The sequence below is a fragment of the Schaalia suimastitidis DSM 15538 genome, from assembly GCF_000429105.1.
GTDB lineage: Bacteria > Actinomycetota > Actinomycetes > Actinomycetales > Actinomycetaceae > Pauljensenia > Pauljensenia suimastitidis.
In genome coordinates this window covers 129,966-156,045 of the sequence record NZ_KE386848.1, presented here as the reverse complement: position 1 = coordinate 156,045, position 26,080 = coordinate 129,966, and the positions used below count along the sequence as shown (strand labels likewise).

Annotated in this window: 23 protein-coding genes; 5 read left to right on the top strand and 18 right to left on the bottom strand. The window is 56.5% G+C overall.

The genetic code is table 11. The features are described from left to right. Nucleotides 1-34: 34 nt before the first annotated feature. A complete protein-coding gene (locus G438_RS0107570) occupies nucleotides 35-586 on the top strand; it encodes an SNARE-associated domain-containing protein (protein ID WP_240471028.1) in 552 nt (183 codons plus the stop codon). On the opposite strand, the gene G438_RS0107565 is transcribed toward G438_RS0107570, so the two are convergent. The 3 genes from G438_RS0107565 to G438_RS0107555 all read right to left on the bottom strand — a co-directional run bounded on the left by G438_RS0107565 (nucleotide 583) and on the right by G438_RS0107555 (nucleotide 3,370). Next, nucleotides 583-1,392, bottom strand: coding sequence for an isoprenyl transferase (locus G438_RS0107565; protein ID WP_034285853.1), 810 nt, complete (start codon nucleotides 1,390-1,392; stop codon nucleotides 583-585). The genes G438_RS0107570 and G438_RS0107565 overlap by 4 nt on opposite strands. A gap of 11 nt (nucleotides 1,393-1,403) precedes the next feature. Further along, complete coding sequence (gene recO, locus G438_RS0107560; RefSeq protein ID WP_026460802.1) at nucleotides 1,404-2,156, bottom strand: DNA repair protein RecO; 753 nt, start codon at nucleotides 2,154-2,156, stop codon at nucleotides 1,404-1,406. A 287-nt stretch (nucleotides 2,157-2,443) separates the two neighbouring features. Next, nucleotides 2,444-3,370 carry a DUF5692 family protein gene (locus G438_RS0107555; RefSeq protein WP_026460801.1) on the bottom strand — a complete coding sequence of 309 codons (927 nt, stop codon included), beginning with the start codon at nucleotides 3,368-3,370 and terminating at the stop codon, nucleotides 2,444-2,446. A gap of 206 nt (nucleotides 3,371-3,576) precedes the next feature. On the opposite strand from G438_RS0107555, the gene G438_RS0107550 reads away from it, so the two are divergent. Beyond that, complete coding sequence (locus tag G438_RS0107550; protein WP_026460800.1) at nucleotides 3,577-4,164, top strand: TetR/AcrR family transcriptional regulator C-terminal domain-containing protein; 588 nt, start codon at nucleotides 3,577-3,579, stop codon at nucleotides 4,162-4,164. A 282-nt stretch (nucleotides 4,165-4,446) separates the two neighbouring features. Beyond that, on the top strand, nucleotides 4,447-8,535 hold the full coding sequence (locus G438_RS0107545; protein ID WP_026460799.1) for a ZmpA/ZmpB/ZmpC family metallo-endopeptidase: 4,089 nt from the start codon (nucleotides 4,447-4,449) through the stop codon (nucleotides 8,533-8,535). Nucleotides 8,536-8,730: 195 nt separating this feature from the next. Here G438_RS0107545 and leuA read toward each other — a convergent pair whose 3' ends face one another. From leuA to G438_RS0107475, 14 genes are all read right to left on the bottom strand, one after another. Further along, entirely contained in the window at nucleotides 8,731-10,485 is a 1,755-nt protein-coding gene (leuA, locus tag G438_RS0107540) for a 2-isopropylmalate synthase (RefSeq protein ID WP_026460798.1), read from the bottom strand. A gap of 242 nt (nucleotides 10,486-10,727) precedes the next feature. Further along, nucleotides 10,728-11,849 (bottom strand): GTPase Era, encoded by a 1,122-nt coding sequence (gene era / locus G438_RS0107535; RefSeq protein ID WP_026460797.1) that lies wholly within the window; start codon nucleotides 11,847-11,849, stop codon nucleotides 10,728-10,730. 1 nt (nucleotide 11,850) lies between these two features. Continuing rightward, nucleotides 11,851-13,161, bottom strand: coding sequence for a hemolysin family protein (locus G438_RS11370; RefSeq protein ID WP_034285667.1), 1,311 nt, complete (start codon nucleotides 13,159-13,161; stop codon nucleotides 11,851-11,853). A gap of 21 nt (nucleotides 13,162-13,182) precedes the next feature. Beyond that, nucleotides 13,183-13,632 (bottom strand): rRNA maturation RNase YbeY, encoded by a 450-nt coding sequence (gene ybeY / locus G438_RS0107525; protein ID WP_026460796.1) that lies wholly within the window; start codon nucleotides 13,630-13,632, stop codon nucleotides 13,183-13,185. A 16-nt stretch (nucleotides 13,633-13,648) separates the two neighbouring features. Next, nucleotides 13,649-14,680 carry a PhoH family protein gene (locus G438_RS0107520; protein WP_026460795.1) on the bottom strand — a complete coding sequence of 344 codons (1,032 nt, stop codon included), beginning with the start codon at nucleotides 14,678-14,680 and terminating at the stop codon, nucleotides 13,649-13,651. Nucleotides 14,681-14,729: 49 nt separating this feature from the next. Continuing rightward, complete coding sequence (locus G438_RS0107515) at nucleotides 14,730-15,506, bottom strand: 16S rRNA (uracil(1498)-N(3))-methyltransferase (RefSeq protein WP_026460794.1); 777 nt, start codon at nucleotides 15,504-15,506, stop codon at nucleotides 14,730-14,732. A 2-nt stretch (nucleotides 15,507-15,508) separates the two neighbouring features. Continuing rightward, nucleotides 15,509-16,627, bottom strand: coding sequence for a molecular chaperone DnaJ (dnaJ, locus tag G438_RS0107510; RefSeq protein ID WP_026460793.1), 1,119 nt, complete (start codon nucleotides 16,625-16,627; stop codon nucleotides 15,509-15,511). A gap of 21 nt (nucleotides 16,628-16,648) precedes the next feature. After that, nucleotides 16,649-17,662: a heat-inducible transcriptional repressor HrcA gene (hrcA, locus tag G438_RS0107505; protein WP_026460792.1), complete on the bottom strand. Its 1,014-nt coding sequence runs from the start codon at nucleotides 17,660-17,662 to the stop codon at nucleotides 16,649-16,651. A 56-nt stretch (nucleotides 17,663-17,718) separates the two neighbouring features. Then, on the bottom strand, nucleotides 17,719-18,648 hold the full coding sequence (locus G438_RS0107500) for a DUF3097 family protein (RefSeq protein ID WP_084403193.1): 930 nt from the start codon (nucleotides 18,646-18,648) through the stop codon (nucleotides 17,719-17,721). Between the two features lie 257 nt (nucleotides 18,649-18,905). Next, on the bottom strand, nucleotides 18,906-19,319 hold the full coding sequence (locus G438_RS0107495; protein ID WP_084403192.1) for a cupin domain-containing protein: 414 nt from the start codon (nucleotides 19,317-19,319) through the stop codon (nucleotides 18,906-18,908). A gap of 129 nt (nucleotides 19,320-19,448) precedes the next feature. Beyond that, nucleotides 19,449-20,708: a radical SAM family heme chaperone HemW gene (gene hemW, locus G438_RS0107490; RefSeq protein ID WP_026460789.1), complete on the bottom strand. Its 1,260-nt coding sequence runs from the start codon at nucleotides 20,706-20,708 to the stop codon at nucleotides 19,449-19,451. Continuing rightward, entirely contained in the window at nucleotides 20,705-21,457 is a 753-nt protein-coding gene (gene trmB, locus G438_RS11365) for a tRNA (guanosine(46)-N7)-methyltransferase TrmB (RefSeq protein ID WP_034285849.1), read from the bottom strand. The genes hemW and trmB overlap by 4 nt, the downstream gene beginning before the upstream one ends. A gap of 101 nt (nucleotides 21,458-21,558) precedes the next feature. Further along, on the bottom strand, nucleotides 21,559-23,418 hold the full coding sequence (lepA, locus tag G438_RS0107480) for a translation elongation factor 4 (protein WP_026460788.1): 1,860 nt from the start codon (nucleotides 23,416-23,418) through the stop codon (nucleotides 21,559-21,561). Nucleotides 23,419-23,552: 134 nt separating this feature from the next. Next, nucleotides 23,553-24,596 carry a tetratricopeptide repeat protein gene (locus tag G438_RS0107475; RefSeq protein WP_026460787.1) on the bottom strand — a complete coding sequence of 348 codons (1,044 nt, stop codon included), beginning with the start codon at nucleotides 24,594-24,596 and terminating at the stop codon, nucleotides 23,553-23,555. A gap of 141 nt (nucleotides 24,597-24,737) precedes the next feature. On the opposite strand from G438_RS0107475, the gene G438_RS0107470 reads away from it, so the two are divergent. After that, nucleotides 24,738-25,325 carry a type II toxin-antitoxin system PemK/MazF family toxin gene (locus G438_RS0107470; RefSeq protein WP_026460786.1) on the top strand — a complete coding sequence of 196 codons (588 nt, stop codon included), beginning with the start codon at nucleotides 24,738-24,740 and terminating at the stop codon, nucleotides 25,323-25,325. Nucleotides 25,326-25,358: 33 nt separating this feature from the next. Here G438_RS0107470 and G438_RS12385 read toward each other — a convergent pair whose 3' ends face one another. Continuing rightward, a complete protein-coding gene (locus G438_RS12385; protein ID WP_131245837.1) occupies nucleotides 25,359-25,601 on the bottom strand; it encodes a hypothetical protein in 243 nt (80 codons plus the stop codon). A gap of 148 nt (nucleotides 25,602-25,749) precedes the next feature. Between G438_RS12385 and rpsT the strand changes: the two genes are divergently transcribed. Beyond that, the gene (gene rpsT / locus G438_RS0107465; protein WP_026460785.1) at nucleotides 25,750-26,013 is read left to right on the top strand and encodes a 30S ribosomal protein S20; all 264 of its coding nucleotides are present in this window, start codon (nucleotides 25,750-25,752) and stop codon (nucleotides 26,011-26,013) included. Nucleotides 26,014-26,080: the final 67 nt, after the last annotated feature.

Here is a 26,080-nt window from a genome sequence, read left to right as displayed (position 1 = left end):
GTAACCTAAGTCAACGTAGGAGGATATGATTTCCGTGAGTGGTGTACCGGATTGGGCGTCCTCGGGCCTACCACTTTTTCTGTTCCTCTTCGTTGTCGTCTTTTGTCGCGCCCAGGGAACCTACTGGCTGGGTCGTGCCGCAACACACGGAATCCTCACCGCTCGTGAACGCAAAGGATTCCTTGGTGCACTGGCTCGCTGGTTTAACGGTCCCACGCCTCGTAAAGGAGCGACCCTACTTGAACGATGGGGACTGCTGATTATCCCTTTGTCTTTCCTCACCGTTGGCGTACAAACGGCCGTCAATGCGGGCGCAGGCATTGTGCGCTTGCGCTGGCGTACCTATACCCTCGCGATGATCCCCGGATGCCTCATGTGGGCAGCCCTTTACAGTGCGGGACTACTCGCACTGTGGGTGTCAGTGTGGACAGCTGTAGCAGGCTCACCATGGGGATGGGCAGGCTTGGCGCTCCTAGCAATGGCTGCCACCGTGATGTTGTGGCATCGGCGTAAACGTCGCAGCGCCTCAGGGACATGTCCCGTTGCTCCACTACCTTCTGACAGCATCCGCCCCGAAACCGCCTAAACCTCGCCACCGCCTCGTATAGCGTCAATGGCACCGCCAAAACGCCGTTCCCTTCCCGCATAAGCAAGAATGCAATCCCACAGCTCTTCCCTATCAAAAGCTGGCCACGGCGTATCCACGAACATGAGTTCAGCGTAGGCAAGCTGCCACAAGAGGTAATTCGAAATTCGCTGCTCACCTGAACTACGTATCATCAGGTCAACGTCGGGCACATCGGGCAAATACAGGTGCCGCGCAAACGTCCGTTCATTGACCCCGTCAGGACGTATTTTGCCTGCAGCCACCAGATGAGCGATATCGCGGGCAGCATCCGCAATTTCAGCGCGTCCGCCATAGTTAACACACATCACAAGGTCAAGCACCGTATTATCCGCGGTGTATCGCTCTGCCTTGTCAAGGGCTCGCACCACCGATTTCCACAGCTTCGGATGCCGCCCAGACCAGCGCACGCGCACTCCCCACTGGTGAAGTTGCGGCGTGCGACGCGCCAAGACATCACTGGCATAGCTCATAATGAAGCGTATTTCAGCCGGTGAACGCTTCCAATTCTCAGTGGAAAAGGTATAGACGGATAGGTAACGCACCCCCGCATCAATGGCACCGGCGATCGTATCCATCAAGGCATACTCACCCGCGCGATGCCCTTCCGTGCGCGGCAGACCCTTGCTATTGGCCCAACGGCCATTACCGTCCATCACCAGGGCAATATGTGTGGGTACCTCACCTGCAGCGAAACGAGGAGCAGGGCAATGCCACTGTCCAGGTCCAGCCAGAGGGGCATGTGGGTCCTGAGGTGCACGTTCCATAGGCGTGAGTTTCACAGCGTCTCCTGCAAGGTGTGACGTGCCTGCAGCACTTTTAACGATTGTAGGCGCCGTTCAAGGTGCCATTGAGTATAGGAGGCCACCAACGCCGAGGCTTCTTGACGCGCATAAGACGGTGACCTATCGGCCTCACCCCAGTCACCAGAGAGAAGATCACCCATGAGCCGCAAGGAGTCAGGAGCTGGGGCGCTTGCCCCCGGTGGCCGACAGGTATCGCAGACCGTACCACCTTCTGGGATAGAAAAGGCTTGATGCGGACCCGGCGCCGCACACACCGCGCAGTCAAAACAGGCAGGCGCCCATCCGGCGATGGCGAGTGCGCGCAGCATATACGAGGTCAGGACCAGGCTCGCTTCGTGCCTACGGTGGGACAATGCGTGGAGTGCGCCCACCAGCAAAAGGTACTGACTGTGCGCACCGTCGTCACCATCACCGGTCAGACGTTCAGCGGTTTCCACGATCACGTGCGCTGGCGCATACAAATCGTAGTCAAGAGCAAGATGACTCCCGTGCGAAGTAATCATTTCTACCTGCGTCACGGTATCAAGGGTGCGGCCCTGATGCAGTTGAATATCAACGACACTAAACGGTTCCAGGCGTGCGCCAAAGCGACTCGTTGTGCGGCGCACGCCTTTGGCTACTGCACGCACCTGCCCGTGTTCCCGGGTAAGCAGGGTAATGATGCGGTCTGCTTCGCCGAGTTTATGGGTACGCAGCACCACAGCCTCGTCCCTGTAACTGCGCACACCACTCACCGCACTATTGTCGCATCGCCAACCCATTTCGGCCCACGGTGGCACGCACCCGCACAGATGTTGCCTGTGCGCCATCTACCTACCCTTGTCCAGACCCGAAACGCTGTGCGCACCCGTCCGGTGGGGACCCTCTCCAGCAACAGCCACAGCACCACACCGTCCAGACCTGAAACGCTGTGCGCATCCGTCCAACGGCGCCCATGTGCGCCACCAGCCCACCAGCGACAGGCTTTTGGTGACAACAGGTGCGCGGCAGGGGCGCCTACAGTACCACCGACCTAGCCGATATTTGCCTCGCGTATCTGCTTGTACTGCGGCAAATGCTCGTAGAGTTCGTCCTTGAGAGGGTTTTTCTTGCGGACAATCACGGTGTAGACCTGGTAGACCAACACCGCAAGGTTGGCACCAAGGGCCACTGCTGACACCGCAAACAGCGCAGCCGGGTCGTGCGAGGACTCAACCGCGAAACGCGAGGAAGTGACAAAACTCGGCACTGCCATCGTGAACATCATCCACAGCGCCAGGGTGTGTGCGCGATGCTGCAACCACGCACCCTTCTTGATGAAGAAGGCAGGTATCGTACAGGAGATGAGTAGTGCGGCACCAGCGTAGAACGAGTGGTCACCAACGCAGTTATACACGTAGGCAAAATTCCACAAATCGTAGGCGATGATCCAAAACCACAGCATGTCCGGCCACACCATATCTTTGGATGCATCACGGGAAATGATGATGCCACCCCACCCGCATATCGTCACCAGGTTGATCAGCCCAGCGATGCCATTCATCCAGTTCCACGGGCCCGACAGCATATAAACGCCGTCAACCATTCCAGCAGCCTTCATTGCGCCCACCTCGAAGTCACGAATACAGGCTTCGAAAATATTAATGGCCAGAATTGCTGGCGGGAACAGCAAGATCCATTTATTTGCTGCCAGTTTTGGACGGTACCGTAGCGCCATAAAGCCGATGCATCCCGCCAAGGCGGAATACACTTTCACCCAGTGGAACCATGTGCCTGTAGATGATCCTCCTCCCGCGGTTGTCGGCCAGACGAAAATAGTCAAAATGATGGGCAGAACAATAAAGATCACCCATCCTGCAACACGAGACCTTCGGCTCAGTTCATTCAGGCCAATCAATGCAGCCAGCACAACACACCACGCCACCCATGAGTACCACGGGATGGGAGCAAAAAGAAACATCGGGGACCTCCTCGTTGAGATTGCCAGATTTCACACTAGATATGTGTCCACCGTATGGAAGTCCCGAAGGGATGCGCGACGGACATTTTGATCAAAGTGTCTAAAATGCCGGGCACCATCGACTACTACCAAAGTAGCCTTCACGGCACTTTGGGTATTGGGTCCTAGGTTTCAGCGACGACAGGTCCATCTGGCACAATCGTTCCATGAAGACCTGCGATGATGCGCTCAATTCGCCGACACGACAGGCACTGGCTTCGGCATTGAAAACAGCGCTACGCACCACCCCACTCAATAAAGTCACCGTACGGCAACTCACTGACGCTGCAGGGCTAAGACGTCAAACTTTTTACTACCACTTCGCTGATGTCTACGACCTTGCTGTGTGGCTGTTTAAATCAGAAATTGCCGACCATATCCTTTCACACGCCTCCTACGCGCAATGGTCGGATGGCTTCCTTGAAATGTTGGTCTATTTGCAGCAACACCGCGAACAAAGTTTCGCGGTAATATCGTCCCTCAAACACGACGACCTCGAATTATTCTTCTACCAACAACTACGGACCATGACTGCTGCAATCGTTGCCGAACTCGACGGTGATCTGCCCGTGAAAAAAGACGACCGCGAGTTTATTGTTCAGCACTATACGCTGTGCGTACTCGGCCACCTGTTACATTGGTTAGCTCGCGAAATGCGTGACGACCCGTACATCCTCGTCGAAAACATCGAGCGTATCCTACACGGCAGCGTCCTGCGTAGCCTCGAATTATTCGCCGCACCTCAGGCGCGCTAAGGCCACACAAGGACGGCGTCACTACATGATGCCCTTGCCACTCCGTGGGCCATATGACGTCAATGAAGGGCCTCCCTACGCTCACACTTTGGGTGTTCCTCTTGTTTCCCATCCTCCGCATCGATTGCTCACAACATCGCAACCTGGGGTTATGCACGACACTAGATGATGTGGGGCAATGCACCCGATTTTTCAACGAAAACCGACACCAGATATGCACATTCATGTTTATTATTAGCGTTCGTAATCAAGCATTGTCATGGCATACTGCGAGGCTCCACCGTGCGGCACCGATTGGTCGTTATCTTTACTGTTCTCACTTTCGTCGTCATCGGCCTGGTCACACCCAGCGCGCAGGCCGCAGGAGGTCTGACCCCATCCCAAGTCCAGAAGATCGTTAACGACGTCAAAGGCACATTGACAGCCATCAGCTTCGACTCACCCGAGGTCCTCGCACAGATTGCGCCGACATACTTTCCGTCCTACCAGATCACCAATAAGAAGATTGAAATCTTCCGCAGCACCGGAACACCCATCAACCAAATCAGCAATGAGGAAGCTATTCGCGCGTTACAAACGGACTATCTGTCAACGAGCGGATATCAAGAAACCTTTCAGCAGATCCAACAAAATCTTGACCAATACCTTGGGGAACTCCTGCTTTCCGATTCCACCCAAAGCACGAAGGATGTCGCACAGTACACCGAGGCTATCCGCGCCCAACCCGTCCAACTTCTGCTTGGTCTGACCTACATCCAGCGGCTATTTGACTTTGACTACGGCCAATTCAACTTTGCTCACGCCTTGCGTACCTCAGGCTCATTCGGCAAAGCATTCTCGCCGCTGTCGTTGGCACTCAGTATCGGCAGTCAAAATGGCGACCAATATGCTATGCCGAAAAACGTCGAGACCTTTACCCGCCTGATCGCCGGCGTCGCCACAGATGCGACAACCCTCGATGCCTTTATTACCGCGGTTGTCCCTACTGCCGATGCGGCTGCCTGGTATGTCGAACAAATGGAGCAGCACGGCAATATCGTTGAGGAAACGCCCTCGGCATCGCTGCCTCACGGCGTGTACACCCTCTACGGAAAACTCACCACGTATCCTGCACTTACCCCCTACCTTCTGCCGCTACTAAGCCGAACCAACAGCGAGATATTCGTCTTGTCCAACGTGTCGAGTATTGGTTGGGGTATGCGCGAAAGCTACGTTGCCAACGAATCAGACCTAGCGGCAATGGCACAATTTCAAGACCAAGTCGCCCAATACGCACAAAATCAAGCGTCATACATCGATTTTTGGGCACGGATGCTCCCCGATCAGAAAAACGATCTCATCACCGGACGGATCGTGAACGACGGATATTTTGTCCAAGGACGCGGCAGCGGACAAGCCGCTTGGTCTCCACGCATGGGTGCCACAGCAGCCGAGGCAGTCACCGACTTCTTTGCCCCAATGAACCGCTGGTACGAATTCAAACGTATTGGTGCTGAAGCAACTGGACAAAATATCTCACTGTGGCTTGCACGTCTGCTCAGCGCCTCGGGTAATTCCGCCTATAGTCATGAACTTACCCACCAACTTGACGCCGACACGTACCTGAAAGATTTCGGCGTGCGTGCCGGAACCTCTGCGGAACTACTGCCACGTGGCCTATTTGAGACATTAGAAACTGACGAACCCATCTATGCGCTTAACCAAATCATGGATTGGCCCACCACCGGTTATGCCAACTCCTCGCCTGCGCTTTTCCAGGATGAAACAGCGGTTCACAACTATATGCGCAACCTCCTTGATGTCACCACCACCCTTGACATTATTGAAGCCGAAGAGGTCCTCAGCCGTGACACCGCCGCAAAACAACGGTGGTTCAACACTGTCACTCTTACACCCAATACGGCATATGCTGGCGCGTGGAACGAGAATTTTATCCCCTCCACCCAAGAGCAAGCCGCATCATGGAAAAGCATTGATGATCTGGTAGAAGCGAATGCTGTCGTGGCACGCTATGAGGCGGTAGGGCTGCAGACCACTGGAACCGCAAACTACAACGGCTACCACACCATTCCTTTGTTTTCCCCATTATTCGGTGCTCCCACCTCCCCCACCGGCGTCACCGGCGATGTGCATATGCGTCGCATTGCATGGCAACTCCTCGCCGACTACGGATACAGTGACGGCCTCGTGCCATATTTATCCAACCAGTACAACCCCGGTGGCGTAGCCAGCCGCACAGCATTTGCTGACAGCGAGATCATTCGCGCGATCACGCCGCATACAACAAGTACTGACCTAAGGAAAGCAGCGTTTAATGCTCGTTCGCAGCGTTTAAATGACCTCCAGCCCATCTCCATTACCTGGCAGGGCAGGCAGGTTCAGATCAACGACGTTGCCACACTACGCGAATTGATGACACAAGCCGTCACAGCAGACCTCACCAACACCCCCTTATCCACGCGCGCCCGACACACCCAGGTTGAGCAGCTCAAATCTGCTGTCTACCTGGCTTATAAGGCACAAACGTCGGAGTTTAACACCAGCATTTACCGAGCCTCACTTAGCCAAGCGCAACGCTGGTCCCCTACTTCTCAACCTCTCACACGCCCCTTTGGCCACCCCCTGTCACACGCAGAAATACTTGCCGCCGTGGATTCGCCTGCCCCAAGCGAGGCGATTCACACCTTTGAAGTCACCGGCCCCATCCCCACGCAGGGACATGCAACGGTACAGGTGTCGATCACCTATACCGATGGCAGCGTGGACACTGTAGACGTACCAGTGACATTTGGTCCTGAAGCGGATAACTATCCACTTCAGGCAGCTGACATTACCACTGACATCGACCAACTCCCCGAGGCACGCAGCGGATTGTCCTCGACCCTGCCAGCGACGGCACACGTTGAGTGGGCTCAAGCACCTGCCGTGTCAACGCCAGGCACGGCACATGGCACCGTGCGTGTGACTTTCTCTGACGGGTCAACTCACGAGATCGTCGTGACCGTCCACGTCAGGCCGGCACCAACATTCACCGTGACCTACACCGTTACTGGCGAAACCCCCGCAGATGCCAAGCCTGTGCCTGAGGATCCCACTGCATATCGAAACGGCGAAACCATCACCCTGCAGGATGTACCAACAACTACCAGCACAACAAAAGATGGGGTCCCCGGTCGTTGGCGTTTTGTCGGATGGCTTCTTAAGGGCAACACCGTCAACGCTGCTCCCATTGTTGACAATGCCGATATCGCACTCACAGGCTCGTGGGTTTTTGTCCCTCACAGTCAACACATGGTGACATTTACCTACGCTGGCCCAACAAACGGCCCATCACTACCACCCACGATGACGCCACCGACACCAATTACTGCTTACGAGGCAACGATGCTCACCTTCGAGGCACCACGCGATGTGGAAGATCCTCTCGCTGACGGTGTGTGGTCTTTCGACGCCTGGACTCCCAGCAGTCTCACCCTTGGGACCAACGATGTGACGGTGGAGGGACGCTGGTCCTTCACGCCTCGTGAACATACCGTTACCTATCGCTTCACGTCCTCAACTGATCGTGCTCTCCCACAAACGATACTGGCGCAACTGCCGTTGCCGCTGAGCGGGAAGATCAAAGGCAACATTGTCACCTCTCCATCACTCGAAACGCCACGCATACAAGACGAGGCCAGTAATGGCGTGTGGACCTTTGATGGGTGGGACCGCGACCAAGTAGTGATGGATACTGCCGATGTGACGGTGAGCGGACGTTGGCGTTTCTCCCCGCTCCTTTCGCCTCTGATGCCCATCGGCACTGTGACTCCAATTGCGCCCACAGTATCGGATCCGACGAGCTGTACAGTCATTCCGTACGTGGATATCCCCGCCTCTGCAGCCGTTGATTACCTTATTGACGGCGCAGTTACCTCACCGGGCCGTGTCGATTACGGATACGGTCGCAGCATTACGGTCGTGGCGCAACCACGTGCAGGGTATTCACTGGCACAAGGAGCCCCTGCTCAGTGGACATGGAATGCGCCGACACGCGAAGAATTGGGGTGTTCCACGGGAGTTACCCACCCTCCTGTACCTCCGTCAGCAGATCACAGCACTGTGTCAGGAAGTGCCGCTCACCCCCAAGATGCTGGCAAGTCAAATGGTTCTGAATCGGACGCTACTACTGGACATGGCACGAGTGCCGACACGCTAGCCACACCTCATCGTGGAACTGCCAGCCAGGTATCTGCCACAACACCATCAGGGGGACCCACCTCACTGGCAACCACGGGAACACCCGCCCTTGCCACAGCCAGCGTATCGATACTCCTCCTTTTTGCTGGGATCACGTTGGCACGGTTGCGGCAGCGCAAGGCAGCACATTAGTGCCCCTACGCCCAATTCGGTGGCTCGCCTGTGTACCTGTGCGAGCCACCGATGGGCTGCACTGCCTGACATGTCACCTGAAGCATCATGTCGCAGATTGTGTGGAAGCTGGGTACCGCCTGATAGTAAGGCTGCAAATACGTCCTCTTTTTCTGGGCGATATTTGCCTCCAGTTGTCACGCAACGCAGGAAGATCTACCGTAAGGCTCGGTTGACAGCAGAGATTACTGCTTTGTATGTTGCTCGCGTAATTGAGGCATCAATACCAACACCCCACACGATCTTGCCGTCAACCGCCGCCTCCACATAGGAGGCAGCCTTCGCATCACGACCCTGGCTCATCGCGTGTTCAGCGTAGTCAAGGATACGCACGTCTAGGTCAAAGCCGTGCATCGCTTGAACAAAAGCATCAATGGGACCATTGCCGTGAGCTTGGACCTCTACATCAGCACCGCGGTCTTTCACGACGGCACTCAGTTCGACACGCTCATCGTCGGAAGTGTGGACACGTGAACGCCCCAGTTCAAAGCGTCCCCACGGCGTCAGATCTTTCGCTGCTGACGTAGGTAAGTACTCGTCAGCAAAAATCTTCCACAGATTATCGGCATCGATTTCACCACCGTAGGTATCAGTATGACGCTGCACAATCCGGGAGAACTCCACCTGCAGGCGACGAGGTAGTTCCAAGCTATGCGAGGTTGACATGAGGTAAGCGATACCGCCCTTACCGGACTGGGAGTTCACACGCACCACCGCCTCGTAGGAGCGACCAACATCGTGTGGGTCGATAGGCAGATACGGCAGTTCCCACACCACAGCCTCTTCGTTGCCGCCCGCAGCAGCCACCTTGGCTTTACGTGCCGAGAAACCTTTCTTAATTGCGTCTTGATGTGAGCCTGAAAAACTTGTGTACACCAGGTCGCCAACGTAGGGACTGCGCGGTGGCGTTTCCATTGAGGTGCAGTATTCGACGGTGCGTCGAATCTCGTCCACATTGGAAAAGTCAATCCCCGGGTCGATACCTTGACTAAAAAGATTCAAGCCCAAGGTCACCAGGTCGACATTGCCGGTGCGTTCTCCCTGCCCAAGCAAGCATCCTTCCACCCGGTCTGCACCGGCCAGTATGGCAAGTTCTGCTGAGGCAATCCCGGTGCCGCGATCATTATGTGGGTGCGCAGATAAGGCGATGTAGTCACGCCGTGACAGGTTCCGGCTCATATATTCGATCTGGTCGGCGTAAACATTGGGGGTTGCGCGTTCCACAGTTGCCGGAAGGTTGAGGATTATTTCTCGATCCGCTTCAGGCTGCCATACGTCCATGACGGATTCGCAAATTTCCAAGGCAAAATCAAGTTCGGTGTCGACAAAGATTTCCGGCGAGTATTCAAAGCCGAAGATGGTGTCGTCGTCCAGCACCTTTTCTGCGCGGGCGATTACTTCCTGGGTGCCAGTGACCGCAAGGTCAACCGTTTGCGCTTTGTCATTGCGGAAAACAAGCTGACGGAACAGCGGCGATGTCGCGTTGTACAGGTGAACGGTAGCGCGTGGTAAGCCGACCAGCGCATCCAAGGTACGTTCAATGAGTTCGCTGCGCGACTGGGTGAGAACCGACAATGTTACGTCGTCTGGCACCGCATCGGAGTCAACCAGGGAGCGGACGAAATCAAAGTCGGTTTGGGAGGCAGCGGGGAAGCCTATTTCGATTTCCTTGTAGCCCATAGATACCAACAGGTCAAACATGCGGCGTTTACGCACAGGGTCCATGGGTTCGATCAGGGCTTGGTTACCATCGCGCAGGTCTGTGGAGAGCCAACGTGGGGCGATGGTGATGCGTTGTGACGGCCATTGCCGGTCAGGCAGGTCAACGGGGTTCGTTTCAAGGAACGGCCGATATTTAGCCACAGGCATTCCACTGGAGGCTGGACGAGGTACGGATGCGGTCGTTTTCATTGCTGTGCTTTCTGCTTCTGTGGGTGTGATTGTCGAGGCGGTGGACCGGATACGACAAACTCCGCGGCGGGGTTCCAGCCCTTTCAGGCCCCGACGCGGCGAATAAGCAGCAGCGATTGACGCATGGTGTCACTCTAACGACATCTCGCGTCCCTTGGTCCGCCGCGTACGTATCGTGGACGCTTGGCGCTTTTCGTTGCTCGACCTTAAAAAGCGAGCCTTTCCAGCGCCATGGCGTGACTTTAGAAACCGAGCCTTCCCAGCATCTTTGGATCGGATTGCCAATCTTTCGCAGTGCGCACATGCAGGTCGAGGTAGATGCGCCTCCCAAGGAGCTCTTCGATCTGGGCGCGTGCCTTTGTCCCGATTTCTTTGAGGCGGGCACCACGTCGACCAATGATGATGGCCTTTTGAGAGTCACGTTCAACGTAGACGTTAACATGAACATCCAGCAGGGGCTTACGGGTGTCGCCTTCACGGGCTGGACGCTCAATGATCTCTTCGACCTGCACAGCCAGAGAGTGAGGAAGTTCGTCGTGGATGCCCTCAAGCGCGGCTTCACGAATGAACTCAGCGATCAAGGTGTCGCGTGACTCATCGGTAATATCGTCCGCAGGGTACAACGGCGGTGACAGCGGCACATGCTGGGACAATACGTCAATTAGGGTGTCAATACCTTTACCTTCGTGGCTTGATACGGGCACAATCGCTGCCCACTCCCCTAACCGTTCAATGGCGATCAGGTGTTTCATCACCCGTTCACGTGGCACCGTGTCACATTTGGTGGCAACTGCAATGATGGGGCGGCGGATATCACGTAATTCTCGCGCAATGAACTGGTCACCCGGGCCGATGCGTTGATTTGCAGGCAGGCAAAAGACTACACAATCCACTTCAGCCAGCGCCTCACGAACCATGTCATTGAGGCGCTTGCCCAGTAACGTGCGCGGCCGGTGATATCCGGGGGTGTCGACCAGCACCAGTTGGGATTGGGGGCGGTGAACGATGCCACGAATATTGTGGCGTGTTGTCTCGGGGCGACCCGAGGTAATCGCCACCTTGTGTCCGACTAAAGCATTCGTCAGCGTCGACTTGCCAACATTAGGGCGACCGACGATGGACACGAAACCTGCGCGGAAGTCGTCGGGATAATCAGGCGCCAATAGGCCAGCTCCAGCGTTTGCCTCGTCACGCAATGCCTTAAGGTCGGCAATATCGGCCTGCATCTGCGCCTCGTCGACGTCGTCGTCCCATTCATCGCTCGCTGCGCTTTGACTGTCCTCATCCTCTACAAGCGCATCGAGATCTACCCCATCGAATGCGTTGGGCCCGGCCATTAATTCGTCGTCACTGGGAAAGTGCATGTCAGTCCTCCTGGATGGGTGACGGTTCTACATGTGAGGCAGACAGGGAACACACAATGGTACCAACTTGGCGACGCCGTCCGCGGGCTTCTTCTGCCATCATATGTAATCCAGCGAGGTCCCCTTCAGCACCAGGTAGCGGCACTTTACCGATCGCTTTGGCGAGGAGACCACCTACTGAATCAACATCTTCGTCGTCGATCTCAATGCCCAGTAGCTCGCCCACTTCCCAGACACTAAAACGGGCTGGGACACGCCATGAACCATCAGGTAATTCTTCAGGTTCGACAACATTGCGATCGTGTTCGTCGGTAAGTTCGCCGACAACTTCTTCGATGAGGTCTTCCAAGGTGACTAAACCGGAGATACCTCCGTATTCGTCGACGACTAGGGCAAGGTGGTAGTGCTCGGCCTGCATATGGCGTAGCAGGTCATCAGCTGGTTTTGTTTCGACGGTGAACTCTGCTGGACGCATCATTTGTTCCGCAACGAGGCTGAGCTGCCCTTCCGCTGCTTCCATGCGTTGGACAACATCCTTGAAATACAAGACACCGCGCACGTCGTCAACATCGTCTCCAACGACAGGGATACGGGAAAAACCTGAGCGCACAAAAAGACGAAGCGCCTTTCGGGCAGGTAAATCAGCATCGGCAGTCACCATTTCGGTCCGCGGCACCATCACTTCGCGCACCAGTGTTCGCCCAAGTTCAAAGACAGATCGCAGCATCTGACGATCTTCAGCTTCAAGAAGTTCGGTCTCCCCCACTTGGTCCACCATTTCGCGCAGGTCCTCAGCCATTTCGGCGCGTGCTTCGGCCTCTGTTCGGCTGGGCGCAGGGAACCATCCACGTAGAGCCACAATAAAGGGGTCAAAAACGTGGGAGATTTTGACCAAGCTCGAAGTCCATGGGGCTGCCCACAATGCCACCTTTTCTGGGCGACGCCCACCCCATCGGGTGGCAATCAGCGATACGGCCACGAATTGACTGACGGCAGCAATAAGCAGTGATAACAACGCGATTGCCCACAGCGGCAGGGAAGTCCTCACAAAGACAAGGGTGATAGCCATGACGAGGATCGTTTGACTCAAGGTCCTTAGCCCTCGTAAAGCCAATTCGGTACGGGACCTATGTGCGAGCAAGCCCGCAAGGAGCGTCGCATTCTTCTTGTCCTCGTCAACCATGTCTTGGACGCTGGCACGCGACAGGCGGGCCAACGCACTTTCAACGGCAGATAGGACCAGGGCCACCAGTAGTGCAGCGAGCGCGGCAGTAATGGAAACAGCGAATGGTAAAGTCGAGGCGGCACTCATGGCGTTGACGTATTCATCGTGTTATCGCCGTGCAAGGAATGTGAGGAGTAATTTGCGTTGGAGCGCAAACATTTCTTCACGTTCTGCGTCCTCGGCGTGGTCATACCCCAGAAGGTGGAGCATACCGTGGGTGGCGAGCATCAACATTTCCTCTGCCGTCGAGTGTCCTGCGTCCCTTGCCTGTTGTTCAGCAACCTGGGGGCAAATGCAGATATCACCCAATGTGCCTGTGGAGGTGGGTTTATCGGGCGTACCTGGTCGCAACTCATCCATAGGAAAACTCATCACATCGGTTGGACCAGGCAAGTCAAGCCACCGCAGATGCAGGTCTTCCATCGGGCCAGGCTCAATAAAGACAATATTGAGTTCAACAGCGTTAGACACATGCATTGCAGTGAGAACATGGTCGGCCAATTCAACAAATTCGTGACAGTCGATATCGTAGGTCGTTTCGTTGAGAACTTCGGTCATAGTGCCTCTTCCTTATCTACCGCCGACGGCGCCGAATATTGCGGCCCTCACGTGTGCGGGTACGACGTAGCGCCTCACTGTGGCGATCCCACCGGTCGTATGCATCGATAATATGACCAACTAGGGTATGTCGGACGACGTCTGCGCTGGTCAGATAGCAAAATTCGATGCCGTCAATGCCGCCAAGGATATCCTCGACGACGACAAGGCCTGATTGTGCACTACCCGGCAGGTCGATCTGCGAGGTGTCACCTGTGACGACGATTTGAGAGTTGAAACCAAGGCGTGTGAGGAACATTTTCATCTGCGCCGCGGTCGTATTTTGTGCCTCGTCCAAAATAATGAAGGAATCGTTGAGGGTTCGTCCGCGCATATAGGCAAGTGGCGCCACCTCAATCGTGCCAGCCGCCATGAGTTTTGGTAGGGCGTCGGCATCAAGCATATCTTTCAAAGCATCATAGAGCGGACGCAGATACGGGTCGATTTTGTCAGTGAGGGTGCCAGGTAAAAACCCCAGGTTCTCCCCTGCCTCAACAGCAGGCCGGGTCAATACGATGCGGCGAACCTGGCCGGACAATAGTCGTTGGACCGCCTGTGCCATCGCCAGGTAGGTTTTGCCTGTCCCTGCTGGCCCAATTCCAAAAACGACGGTGGAACGGTCGATGGCGTCAACGTAGGCTTTTTGTCCAGGTGATTTCGGGCGGATGGATTTGCCGCGTACTGACAGTATTTCGTCGGCAGGTCGCATGGCCAGTGTTGATGCCGACAGCATATTGACGGCATATCCCACCGATTGCGCATCCAGTGCTTCGCCTCGCCGTGCCGCTTCAATCAATTCGACCAGAAGATGCGCGGCTGATTCGACATCATCTATCGGACCTGTCACGCTGATTTCGCGGCCTAACACTAGGAAGCGCACACGCGGATAACCTGCCTCTAAGGCTCGCAGAACCTGGTCGGATGTGCCCAGTACAGTCAGCGGGTCAACATCTGGCGGTATCGTCGCGCGCCGCGTAATAGTGGAGGTCATGCTGGGGACGTCGCTCATGCAAATAGGTGTACTTTCGTTGGCGGTGATGTCGATCCTTCTAGTCTAGTCACCAACGCCCAATGGCGGCACTGATAAGGGCGGTTGCCAGTGGGCCCGCTGTTGATGATCGTAGAACATGGGGGCCCAGGATAATCGGTCGGGCACCCTGTGTAACAAGGGCTTCGTATTCCTGGGGGCCAATACCACCTTCTGGACCAACGATTACCATGATTTCGACCGCCTGAGCGAGGCTATCCGACTCGGCACGAAGTAGCGACGCCAGTGGCACGCATGCTTCCTCGTGGCAAAGGAAAACGACGCCACCGCCTCGTGTCACCCGTGCAACCCGCGCACACAGATCGTCGGTGTCAACGACCGTTTCGATACGCGGCAGGTAGCTCCGCCGTGCTTGTTTTGCTGCGGCAATACTCACTTGACGCCACTTGGCTGCTCCTTTTTCTGCCTTCGGTCCGGCCCAACGGACAATTGCACGATGGGATTGCCAGGGAATAACGGTGTCAATTCCGACTTCTGTTGCTGTTTCAACGGCCTGTTCGTCGCGTCCCCCTTTAGCAAGTGCCTGAACCAATGTCAGTGGCACCACTGGAGCGCTATCCTGCACGACGCCGTGGACGATGAGCTGACAAGCAGACTTCTGGATTGCCGTTACCTCACAGGTCAAGCGCAGTCCTTGACCGTCAACAACGTCGATCTGCTCCCCCACTTCAATGCGTTTCACCCACGCGTGATGCGCCTCGTCCCCACGCAGCTCGGCACGGGCGCCAACCTTGCAAGTTGTCGCCTCAGGCTGGAGGTCATCGGCCAGGAATACTGGGCGCGTCACTGTTAATTCCCCATGAATTTGTCACGGAGGCGTTCAAATACGCTGGGCTCTTCACGGTGCGTCTGCACACGCGTTTCTGAACGTAGTGAGGCGAATTCGTCAAGGAGCTCACGTTCACGCTCGCTCAGTGAACGAGGTATTTCGACGTCAACACGGACGTAAAGGTCACCGCGGCCACCGCGTTGGAGTCGCCCCACACCAAAACCAGCAAGTTTGAGTTCGGCACCCGGTTGCGTACCTGGTGCGATCGTCATCTCTTGCGGACCGTCCAGCGTGTCGAGGGTGAACGTCGTCCCCAGGGCAGCAACCGTCATGGGGATGGTGATCCGGGTATGGAGGTGATCGCCTCGGCGAGCAAAAACCGGGTGTTTCTTTTCGTGCACCTCAAGGTAGACGTCACCTGACGCACCACCGCCAGGACCAACTTCGCCCTTGCCGCTGAGGCGAATACGTGTCCCTTCATCAACCCCAGCAGGGATTTCCACCGAAAGATTACGGCTGGTTCGCACACGTCCATTTCCCGCACATTCGGTGCAGGGGGTGGAAATAACGTCACCGTGTCCACGGCAGGCGGCACAGGGAACCTGCGTGCGCATCTGTCCGAAAAGGGATTGTTGGACTCGGATTTGGCTGCCGCTACCTGAACACTGGGAGCAGGTGACAGGATGAGTCCCTGGTGCACACATCGTGCCTTTGCAGGTTTCGCACAGCACGTAGGTATTGACTTTGATTTGTTTGGTGGCTCCGAATGTTGCTTCTTCTAGTGTGACGTCGACGCCGACAAGCTGGTCTTTGCCGCGCCGGGCACGTGGGATGGGGCCAGCTGCGCTGGCGCCAGCGAAACCGCCACCAAACATTGCGCCGAGGATATCGCCAAGGTCACCAAAGTCTGCCGGCATCCCGCCGCCGTTGCCACGCACCGCGTCGGGGCCACCAAGGTCGTACATTTGCCGTTTCTTGGGGTCCGACAGTGTTTCGTAGGCAACAGAGAGCTCTTTGAAGGCCTCCTCGTCCCCGCCGTAATCAGGGTGTAGTTGTCGCGCTTTTTTACGGTAGGCCTTTTTGATGTCACTGTCGGAGGCGTCGCGGGCAACACCCAGAACTTCGTAGTAGTCGTTCACTCGTGTATTTCCTTTAGGCGGTTAGTGACTGAGGTATCGAGAAAGGTAGGCAGCGACAGCACGTACTGAGGACATTGTGCGTGCATAGTCCATGCGGGTGGGGCCCACGATGCCGAGGTGTGCACTTGGCCCATTGCCGCCGCCATAGGTTCCAGCGATAACCGAGGCTTCGGTGAGTCCGTCGTGAAGGTTTTCTGATCCGATGGTGACGTGAAGGTCGTCGTCGGCGGTCATTTCATTAAAGAGGCGCAGCAGAGCCACCTGTTCTTCAAGCGCATCGAGGACTGGCGAGATATCGCGAAAATCAATACCTGAACGCGCAAGGTTTGACATGCCTGCCACGACGATGCGGGAGTCGGATTCGGGTCGCAGCATGTCGATAACGACGGTGGCGACCGCCTCGGTCATCGCTTTAACATCGGGGCTCGCATTATCCGCACAAGCCGCCAGTTGCGTGTGGACAGCGTCGATACCCAGCCCCTCACAGGTGTCGTTGAGTTGGGCACGTAAACGCCCTAATGCGTCAAGGTTGATGGGTTCGTCGAATTCGATGAAGCGTTCTTCCACACGGCCAGAGGAGGTGATGACAACGACGAGGAGGCGGTGGGCACCAAGGTCGACAAGTTCTACGCGGCGCAGTGTTTGACTGGCCAGTACCGGGTATTGGATGACGGCAACCTGCTGTGTCACCTGCGCGAGGAGACGCACAGTGCGGCTGACAATATCGTCTAAGTCAACGCTTTGGGCAAGGAATGCTTCTAAAGCACGCTTTTCGGGGGCGCTCATGGGTTTAATTGACGTCAGGGTATCAACGAATAGGCGATAGCCTTTGTCAGTGGGAACCCTGCCGGCGCTGGTGTGCGGCTGGTAGATCAGACCGGCGTCTTCTAGGACGGCCATATCATTACGTATCGTTGCCGGTGAAACACCCAGGTCATGTGTGGCGGCGATGGCTTTGGACCCGACCGGCTCGCGCGTATGCACGTACTGGGAGACGATTGCGCGAAGCACATCAAGACGACGGTCGTCGCTCATCATTCACCTCCTGGCACTCACTTCCCTTGAGTGCTAAGCCTACTCTGCCATGGGCGTTAGTGCGTACCTGGAGCGGTCACAAAGTCAATGAGTTCCTCCACACGCCCTAATAGTGCTGGCTCCAGATCCTTGTAGCTACGCACCTGTGACAGGATACGCTTCCACCCATTGGCGATGTCAGCAGCGTTCGCGTGGGGCCACCCCAGGTGGGCTAGTGTCCCTATTTTTATATCAGTGCCGCGGGGAATCTGGGGCCACTGAGCAAGGCCCACGCGCTGTGGTTTCACTGCCTGCCATATATCGACATACGGATGGCCAACAATAAGGACCGCATCACCCCACCGTTGCTGGAGACGGTCAGCGATACGACTTTCTTTTGATCCAGGCACGAGGTGGTCAACAAGGACGCCTGCACGTGCCGCGTCATGAGGCGCAAAGACCTCAAGGATCGCTTCGAGATTGTCGACACCTTCAAGGAGTTGGACGACCACACCAGCCTCCGCCAAGTCTTGTCCCCACACGTGTTGAACAAGGTCAGCGTCATGCTTACCTTCCACCCACAAGCGCGAGGCACGAGCCACTTTCGGGGCTGAAGGCGGGGCGGCAATGGAACCCGAATGTGTCACCGCGCGTCCACCTGGCGTTGTCATGTGGACGTTCGCCTGCGATGACGCGGCTTGGGCACGCGGCGGAAGTGCCACGATGGGCTGCCCCTCAAGCCAAAAGCCTCCGCCTAATGGAAATGAGCGGCGCCGACCCTTGCGGTCTTCGAGTTCAACGGTGTGCATGCCACCGATTTTTTGGACGACGGTGACAGCCCCCACCCATCCACTTGAGACATCTTCTAGGACCATGCCGATTTCCAGGTGCACCTGCCTCGACTGAGGGCGTCGCGCCCTAGGTCCGGTGCTGTGCGGGTCGCAGGAAAGGACATCGCGGCCGTAAGGATCGTCGAAAGGAGTAGTGCGAAGTGGTGGAGGTGTCACCCGCGACACCTTAGCAGGCACTTAGTCGCTGTGGCGCGCGCACCATACCGGACAACATTCAGTGTCACCGCGTCGCCGTTGGAGCATTGGTGGCGTCCCTATCTCCTGGCACCCGCGCATTCTCGCCACAGCACAGTGACACTTCGGGCTATTTGACCGCGAAGGCATACGGGAAAGAAGGGGCAGATTCTTACTTGAACCTGCCCCTTCCTTCAGGAACGCACATATCCCGTGGTCACGCCACGAGGTCAACCTGCTTAGTGGTCGTGCTCGGCAGCCATTGCTTCGTCGTAGGTGGCGTGGACGGTGCCGTGTGGGTGCTCCGGCGGCGCATAAATGGAGTACACCTTAAGTGGCTCCTCCCCTATCGCTGTGACGTTGTGCCATGACCCAGCGGGGATAAAAATAGCGTCATCGTCTTCAGCTTCCATCTCAAAGGTGAGCTGATCTTGAGCTGGTCCCATCTGCACGAGGCCGCGCCCTGACTCGATGCGGAGGAATTGATCGTGGTCTTGGTGTATTTCCAGACCAATATCGTGTCCAGGTTGGATACACATTACTGTGAGCTGCAGATTTGTACCAGTCCACACTGTTGTGCGGTAGTTGGTGTTATCAAGCGTGACTTTCTCAATATCAACGACGTAGGGTTTCGGGCCGTGATCGACAGTCATCATGTCCTCCTTCGTACGGTTGCGGTCCCCTCCACTCTATCGTGCTGACTCCCCTTTTTCTGCGCGAGGATTTCGACACTCAGGCGACACCCTGGCAGCGCCCCTGAGAAACCTCCGCATACCTCGGCACTAGTCAAGATGGGCGGTGAGCACCCCTGTGACGTAGTCAGCCAGGAGCCGCCCCCGCAACGTCAAGACGATACGCCCCAAGGCAGCCCAGGCCTCGTCAATGAGTCCATCGGCAAGGAGGCCCGCAACTGCAGTCGGCTTCATCCCGCCAGGCAGAGCAAGCCCCTGGGCAGTACGCACTGCCAACATGATCCGTTCAAATTCGCGCGTGCCTTCGTCAAGGGTTTCCCCCGCGTAAGCGGGACTGTCCCCGTTCATTAAACGCGCCGCATAAGCCCGCGGATGTTTGACATTCCACCATCGGTAACGGCCAACATGGGAGTGGGCGCCTGGGCCAAATCCCCACCAATCCCAGTCACGCCAATACGCGAGGTTGTGTTGCGAGGCGTGCCGAAGCTGGGTCGCTACCAGCTGTTCCTCCCCTGCTTCCTCACGCGCGAAATTGGAAATCTCATACCAACGGTAGCCACTGGCACTCAGAAGATGATCGGCCAGCTCATATTTTGCCGCTTCATCGTCGGCGTCGGGTGCAGTCAATTCGCCTCGAGCAAGTTGGGCAGCCATCTTGGTGCCTTCTTCGATGACAAGGGCGTAGGCGCTGATGTGGTCAGGGCACATGTCGAGTGCCGCCTCAAGGGATGTGCGCCAATCATCAAGGCTTTCACCAGGTGTCCCATAGATAAGGTCAAGGGAGATATCTAAACCTTCTTGTTGCACCCACTGAACAACGCGTGGGAGTTTTTCTGGCCGATGACTGCGCTCCAACGTGTGCAAAACGTGCGGAACGGCTGATTGCATACCCAGCGAAATACGCGTGACACCTGCTCGGGCAAGCGTATGCAGCATCGTCGGCGTCACAGTCTCAGGGTTGGCTTCAACAGTGATTTCTGCACCTGACGCAATTCCGATCGTGGTGCGCACACAGGTAAGAATATGCGCGATATCGTCCGCTTCTAACAACGTGGGGGTACCGCCGCCAAAGAAGAGGGTGCTCGCCGGGCGCGCAGGAAATCCCGCTTCGCTCAGCACCTGGGCAGCAAGGTCAATTTCTTTGGCAACTGTCGATGCGTAGGTTGCCAGGTCGGCGCCAGGACCAAAACCCACAGTGTAGGTGTTGAAATCGCAATATCCGCATCGCACCGTGCAAAAAGGCACGTGCACATAAAGACTCAGTGGACGCTGTTGTTCCACTTCCGCCAACGCCGTGGCAAGCTGTCCGTCACGCGGCCATGGGCTACCGCTGGGCTGATGAGGGCTCACTGCGCAAGATGACGGGGCCTGCGGATACCGACAATGTCGTGGGATATGCGGCCTTGGTCGATACCTCGGCGTTCAAAATGCGTCATGAGGCGCCCTGGCCACCGTGGAGCGAAACCCCCACGCATCGGATCATTGTCGGCAGGATCAGGCCGTTGTCCCAGGTAAGGGTTGTCGAAGTCGTCAGCCCGTTCAATGACGTCACGCATTTGCCAGGCATAGTTATCCCAGTCGGTAGCAAGGCGCCACGCCCCCTCATCGACCAATACGCGCGCCACGTCTTTAGCGAAGTCGTCACTGACGAGGCGCCGCTTGTGGTGGCGGGATTTGCGCCACGGATCTGGGAAGAAGGTCCACACTTCTGCGATGGTGGCCTCGTCAAAGATAATGGGGAATGCCTGTTGGGCGTCAGCCTCGATAACGCGGATATTGTCCACTCCCGCATCGAGTGCTTTGGACATCAATTTGGCGATCCCTGGCACCCAGACTTCGAAGCACAGGTAGTCTCGGTCAGGGTTGGCTTTGGCAGCATGGACTGCCTGCTCACCAGTGCCGGAACCAATTTCGACGGTCACTGCGCATTGCCTGCCAAAGAGGGCGCCGAGGTCGAGTCTAAAGTCTGGGGCCACTGTGGTATATCCGTCACCGCGGGCAACGGGGACCACGAATTTGTCGGCGTGGGCTTGCCATGTCCGCTGCAGATTCGGTGGCAGTTCACGTGAGCGCCGGGTAAAAGACTTCGTGCGGGCCATGTAGAGGTCGCCGCCGCGTAGCGTCCGCCTATCGTTTCCGTGACGTATTGACGAGGCGGTCGCGGGCACTGCCGCTGCGCGCGGTCCGGTAGCCTCTCCGCTCATTTCTTCCCCGTCGGCACATCCGAGGTGAGCGCAGCGATGAAGGCTTCCTGTGGGACGTCGACGCGCCCAATTGCCTTCATCCGTTTCTTACCTTCTTTTTGTTTCTCCAGCAGCTTGCGTTTACGCGTAATATCGCCGCCGTAGCATTTGGCGAGCATATCTTTACGCAGGGCGCGTATGGTTTCACGCGATATCACGCGCGCACCGACGGCCGCTTGGACGGGGATTTCGAATTGTTGCCGGGGAATGAGTTCCTTCAAACGTTTGGTCATGCGCACCCCGTAGGAATAGGCAGCGTCTTTGTGGACGATTGCGCTGAAAGCATCCACCCTCTCACCGTTGAGCAAAATATCGACCTTCACCAAATCAGCAGCTTGGTCGCCGGATTCCTGATAATCAAGGGAGGCATATCCACGTGTCCGTGACTTGAGTTGGTCGAAGAAGTCGAAGACAATTTCGGCCAGCGGAAGGTTGTAGTGAATCTCGACGCGATCTTCGGACAGGTAATCCATACCTTTCATCGCGCCGCGGCGTTCCTGACACAGTTCCATGACAGTGCCAGTGAACTCTGTGGGGGTCAAAATGGTGGCGTTGACAACTGGTTCACGCACCTCAGAGATTTTCCCTTCAGGAAATTCTGACGGATTGTCGACGGTGGTAATACTTCCGTCTTCAGCGGTGACGGTATACACAACGTTCGGAGCGGTGGCGATAAGGTCCAGACCAAATTCGCGTTCAAGTCGTTCACGCACGATTTCAAGGTGAAGAAGACCAAGGAAGCCGCAGCGGAAACCAAAACCAAGGGCTGCTGAGGATTCTGGCTCATAGGTCAGTGCCGCATCATTGAGTTGCAGGCGTTCGAGTGCGTCACGTAGGTCCGGGAAGTCAGAGCCGTCAACAGGGTAGATACCAGAAAAGACCATGGGTTTGGGATCCTGGTAGCCTGCCAGCGGCACCTCTGCGCCGCGCACTTGGCTGGTCACCGTGTCACCCACCTTTGATTGGCGCACGTCTTTCACGCCGGTGATGAGGTAGCCGACTTCTCCGGCACCGATACCGTCCGATGGACGAGGCTCGGGCGAGATCACGCCAATTTCCAGTAGTTCGTGGGTGGCGCCAGTTGACATCATCCGCACTTTGGCGCGGGTTGACAAACGCCCGTCAACGACACGCACATAGGTGACGACCCCACGGTAGGTGTCGTAGACCGAGTCGAAGATCATGGCGCGCGTGGCAGCCTGCGGATCACCTGCGGGTGGCGGGACCAGTTCGACAATGCGGTCAAGGAGTTCGGGGACACCTTGCCCGGTTTTGCCTGAGACTTTGAGGACGTCATCTTCGTCGCAGCCAATGAGTTGCGCAATTTCACTGGCGTATTTCTCTGGCTGTGCACCGGGAAGGTCTATTTTGTTGAGCACTGGAATGATCACAAGATCGTTTTCCATGGCCAGGTAAAGATTGGCCAGGGTTTGCGCTTCGATACCTTGGGCGGCATCCACCAAAAGGACGGCGCCTTCACATGCTGCCAGTGACCGTGACACTTCGTAGGTGAAATCCACGTGCCCCGGTGTGTCGATCATGTTGAGGGCGTAAGCCTGTTCACCCACAGCCCACGGCATGCGCACTGCCTGTGACTTAATGGTGATCCCACGTTCACGTTCGATATCCATGCGGTCGAGGTATTGGTCCCTCATATCGCGCGTCTCGACAACACCGGTCAGTTGGAGCATTCGGTCAGCCAGTGTGGATTTTCCGTGGTCAATATGCGCAATAATGCAGAAGTTACGGATCTTCTCCTGCGATGTATGCGCAGGAGTGATCGACGTGTGCTGTTCGGCGCTAGGAATGGGGGACAACGAGGACCTCCGAGAAAATGGACAGTGCCACTATCGTCCCATTTTTCCTTACTGAATTGCCAACCGGGACAGTGCTATGTGGCGCACATTGCCGCTCGTGTCACCGCGTGACCCAGCGACAAGACCATGCGCCGTTACTGAAGGAGGTCAGGTTCTGCCTCAAAATGCGCAACCACAGCTGCAAGCGTTTCAATCTCGTCAAACCACCCGGGTGAGGCAGCGCTTTTGGGCGCATTCAGGATGAGTTCGCACGTATTCTTTGCTTCACTCCAGTTTTCTTCTGCCAGCTGTACGCTGAGGTAGACGCCGTGTTGTTGCATCGTCAGCGGATGGTGGTTTCCGAGGTGCTGTTGGCAGTCTTTGCGTAGGAGTGCCCACAGCTGTAACGCCTCGTCAATATTGCCTTGTGCAAAGACATTGCCAGCGATTTCGTGGCGGATACTCAGGACCATTTCGTCGTCAGGCTGTCGATAATCCAGCAGGTCAGCAAGGAGGTCCTCATAGACCTTATTTGAGTCGGCAATTTGTCCTGCTAAGGCAAGTGTTTCAGCAAGATTCATATACACGGTGTGAAGGAAGATATCGCGTGGCCCCACCTGATCGCGCATGTCCTGGGCGAGGTCGCGGTAGATATTTGCTGCTTCCTTGAAGTCTGAACAATATTTGTAGGGCATCGCTGAGTTATTGCGAGCGGCATGGGTCAGTGGATGGTCCGCACCCAGCGCTGCAGTGACGTCAGCAATGAGGCGCGGATATTCCCGTTTTGCGGCTAAGGCATAGCCGTTAATACATTTCCAGTACAGATCTGCGTTGCGCGCAACGAAGGTGAGTTCATCGTTCTCCTCCAGTTCTGCACACGCTAATGCAGCGCCGCGGCTTGCGTGTCGCCCGGCCTCAGCCCACCGCTCATCCTGCGCACACCAATCAACCAGGGTTTTCAACAGATGTACTTTGAGGCGAGTGGGCAGATCTTCAGCAGCAATAACGGCTTCGAGAGTTGTTATGGCAGTGTCATAGTCACCGGAAAGCGCCGCACGTTCAGCGAGGCGAATTTCGCGCCTGTCATACCCATCGATATGGAGCAGCGGCGCGCCGTGCCGATGTGGCCGATTCGTTTCAACACGTTGAGCACCTGCAGTGCGATTTGTGCGCCTTCTTTTACGAGTAGTCGTGGACATTTTCGCCTCCTTGCTTATGCCTTTCCGTAAGCCTCGCATCTGCAGCGCATTACTGGCAGAGCCACAACGTCATCTGTGGATACAGCGCCGAAGATTGCGTCCCTGTGGACAGAAGCAGGCAGATAGGGCCAGCATGTATCTATGTCGAATTTTGTGACTCGCCTGCTTAGCGCACTCATTGATGGCGCCTTCACACGTCACCAAAAGCAAGGCCCCCTATCAACGGTGCCAACCCCTAGGCCGCGACGCGCACAGCAGTCAGCGTCGAAAACCCACGGTGATGCGGCATCCGAATCGGCCTCGTCAAATGGCGTATATCAGGTAGATACGCGCATGGCTCTTAGCCGCGTCACCTACGACCCTCATCGTGACGGGGATGCTGATCCAGGGGAGGTTGTGTGGACCTGGATTCCTTATGAGGATGACCCGTCCAGAGGAAAAGATCGCCCGGTGGTGGTTCTTGCCCGAGACGCTGGCGGTGTCTACGTCCTTCAAATGACATCGAAGGATCACGACAGGGACGCCGAGCAAGAAGCACGTGCTGGCCGCTTTTGGTTCGATATTGGTGCAGGTGAGTGGGATCCGCAGCGACGCCCTTCCGAAGTGCGTATCGATCGCGTGCTTCGGGTTCCTCAGGGGGATATTCGGCGCGAAGGCGCAATTTTACCGCGCAGCACCTTTGAGGCAATTGTCGAGGCAGTGACCGCGCACGCTCGCAACGTCAATTAGGGCGGCACGCAAGGCAAAGGATACTCGCGCTGCCTAGCCGCCCTTGTAGGGCGGATAGCCAGGGGCACAGATGGTAGAGGCGGCGGCTCGGCAGGTGGCACGCGCCGACGGATAACGGCCAGGCAGGTGGCACGTGCCGACGGATAGCGGCTCGGCAGGTGCCGCTAACGCTGGCGGCATCTGGACGACCAATACGCTTGACAGGCGAATGCCATACTGGCGACGGTGACCCTCTTCACGCCAGTTTTCACCTTTCGCCACTTGGATTGAAGGCATATGAGGTGCTAATGTTGTCGGTCGGACTCCCAGCCTGGTCGGGCAGGGGGTCTGGTCGGAACCGTTTGCGGATGTCCCCACGTCCCAGTCCCGGTTCAGACACAGCCCTCACCGACCTGTCAGATCGAAATCAAGGAGTCATCCGACTGTGGCAAATATCAAGTCCCAGATCAAGCGGATCCGCACCAACGAGAAGCGCCGCCTGCGTAATCAGGCAGTGAAGTCCGAACTCAAGACCCTTGTGCGCAAGGCTCGCGAAGCTGTCGAAGCCGGCGACAAGGAAGCTGCAGTTGAAGCCCTGCGTGTCGCCTCACGCAAGCTGGACAAGGCTGTTTCTAAGGGCGTTATCCACAAGAACCAAGCAGCGAACCGCAAGTCAAAGCTTGCACGTCGCGTTGCTTCACTCGGCTGAGTTATTCTCTCCGACTTTGAGTGGGCGGACGAGCCGAAAGGCTCCCCGCCCATTACCTTTACTCGCC

Coding starts and splice junctions, on each gene's coding strand:
- G438_RS0107550 (WP_026460800.1), top strand. CDS start 3,577: ATGAAGACCTGCGATGATGCGCTCAATTCGCCGACACGACAGGCACTG.
- G438_RS0107470 (WP_026460786.1), top strand. CDS start 24,738: ATGTCGAATTTTGTGACTCGCCTGCTTAGCGCACTCATTGATGGCGCC.
- G438_RS0107555 (WP_026460801.1), bottom strand. CDS start 3,370: ATGTTTCTTTTTGCTCCCATCCCGTGGTACTCATGGGTGGCGTGGTGT.
- G438_RS0107475 (WP_026460787.1), bottom strand. CDS start 24,596: ATGTCCACGACTACTCGTAAAAGAAGGCGCACAAATCGCACTGCAGGT.
- leuA (WP_026460798.1), bottom strand. CDS start 10,485: ATGAAAACGACCGCATCCGTACCTCGTCCAGCCTCCAGTGGAATGCCT.
- G438_RS11370 (WP_034285667.1), bottom strand. CDS start 13,161: ATGAGTGCCGCCTCGACTTTACCATTCGCTGTTTCCATTACTGCCGCG.
- hrcA (WP_026460792.1), bottom strand. CDS start 17,662: ATGAGCGACGACCGTCGTCTTGATGTGCTTCGCGCAATCGTCTCCCAG.
- G438_RS0107520 (WP_026460795.1), bottom strand. CDS start 14,680: ATGAGCGACGTCCCCAGCATGACCTCCACTATTACGCGGCGCGCGACG.
- ybeY (WP_026460796.1), bottom strand. CDS start 13,632: ATGACCGAAGTTCTCAACGAAACGACCTACGATATCGACTGTCACGAA.
- G438_RS0107495 (WP_084403192.1), bottom strand. CDS start 19,319: ATGACTGTCGATCACGGCCCGAAACCCTACGTCGTTGATATTGAGAAA.
- trmB (WP_034285849.1), bottom strand. CDS start 21,457: ATGGCCCGCACGAAGTCTTTTACCCGGCGCTCACGTGAACTGCCACCG.
- era (WP_026460797.1), bottom strand. CDS start 11,849: ATGCACTTTCCCAGTGACGACGAATTAATGGCCGGGCCCAACGCATTC.
- G438_RS0107565 (WP_034285853.1), bottom strand. CDS start 1,392: ATGGAACGTGCACCTCAGGACCCACATGCCCCTCTGGCTGGACCTGGA.
- G438_RS12385 (WP_131245837.1), bottom strand. CDS start 25,601: ATGCCTTCAATCCAAGTGGCGAAAGGTGAAAACTGGCGTGAAGAGGGT.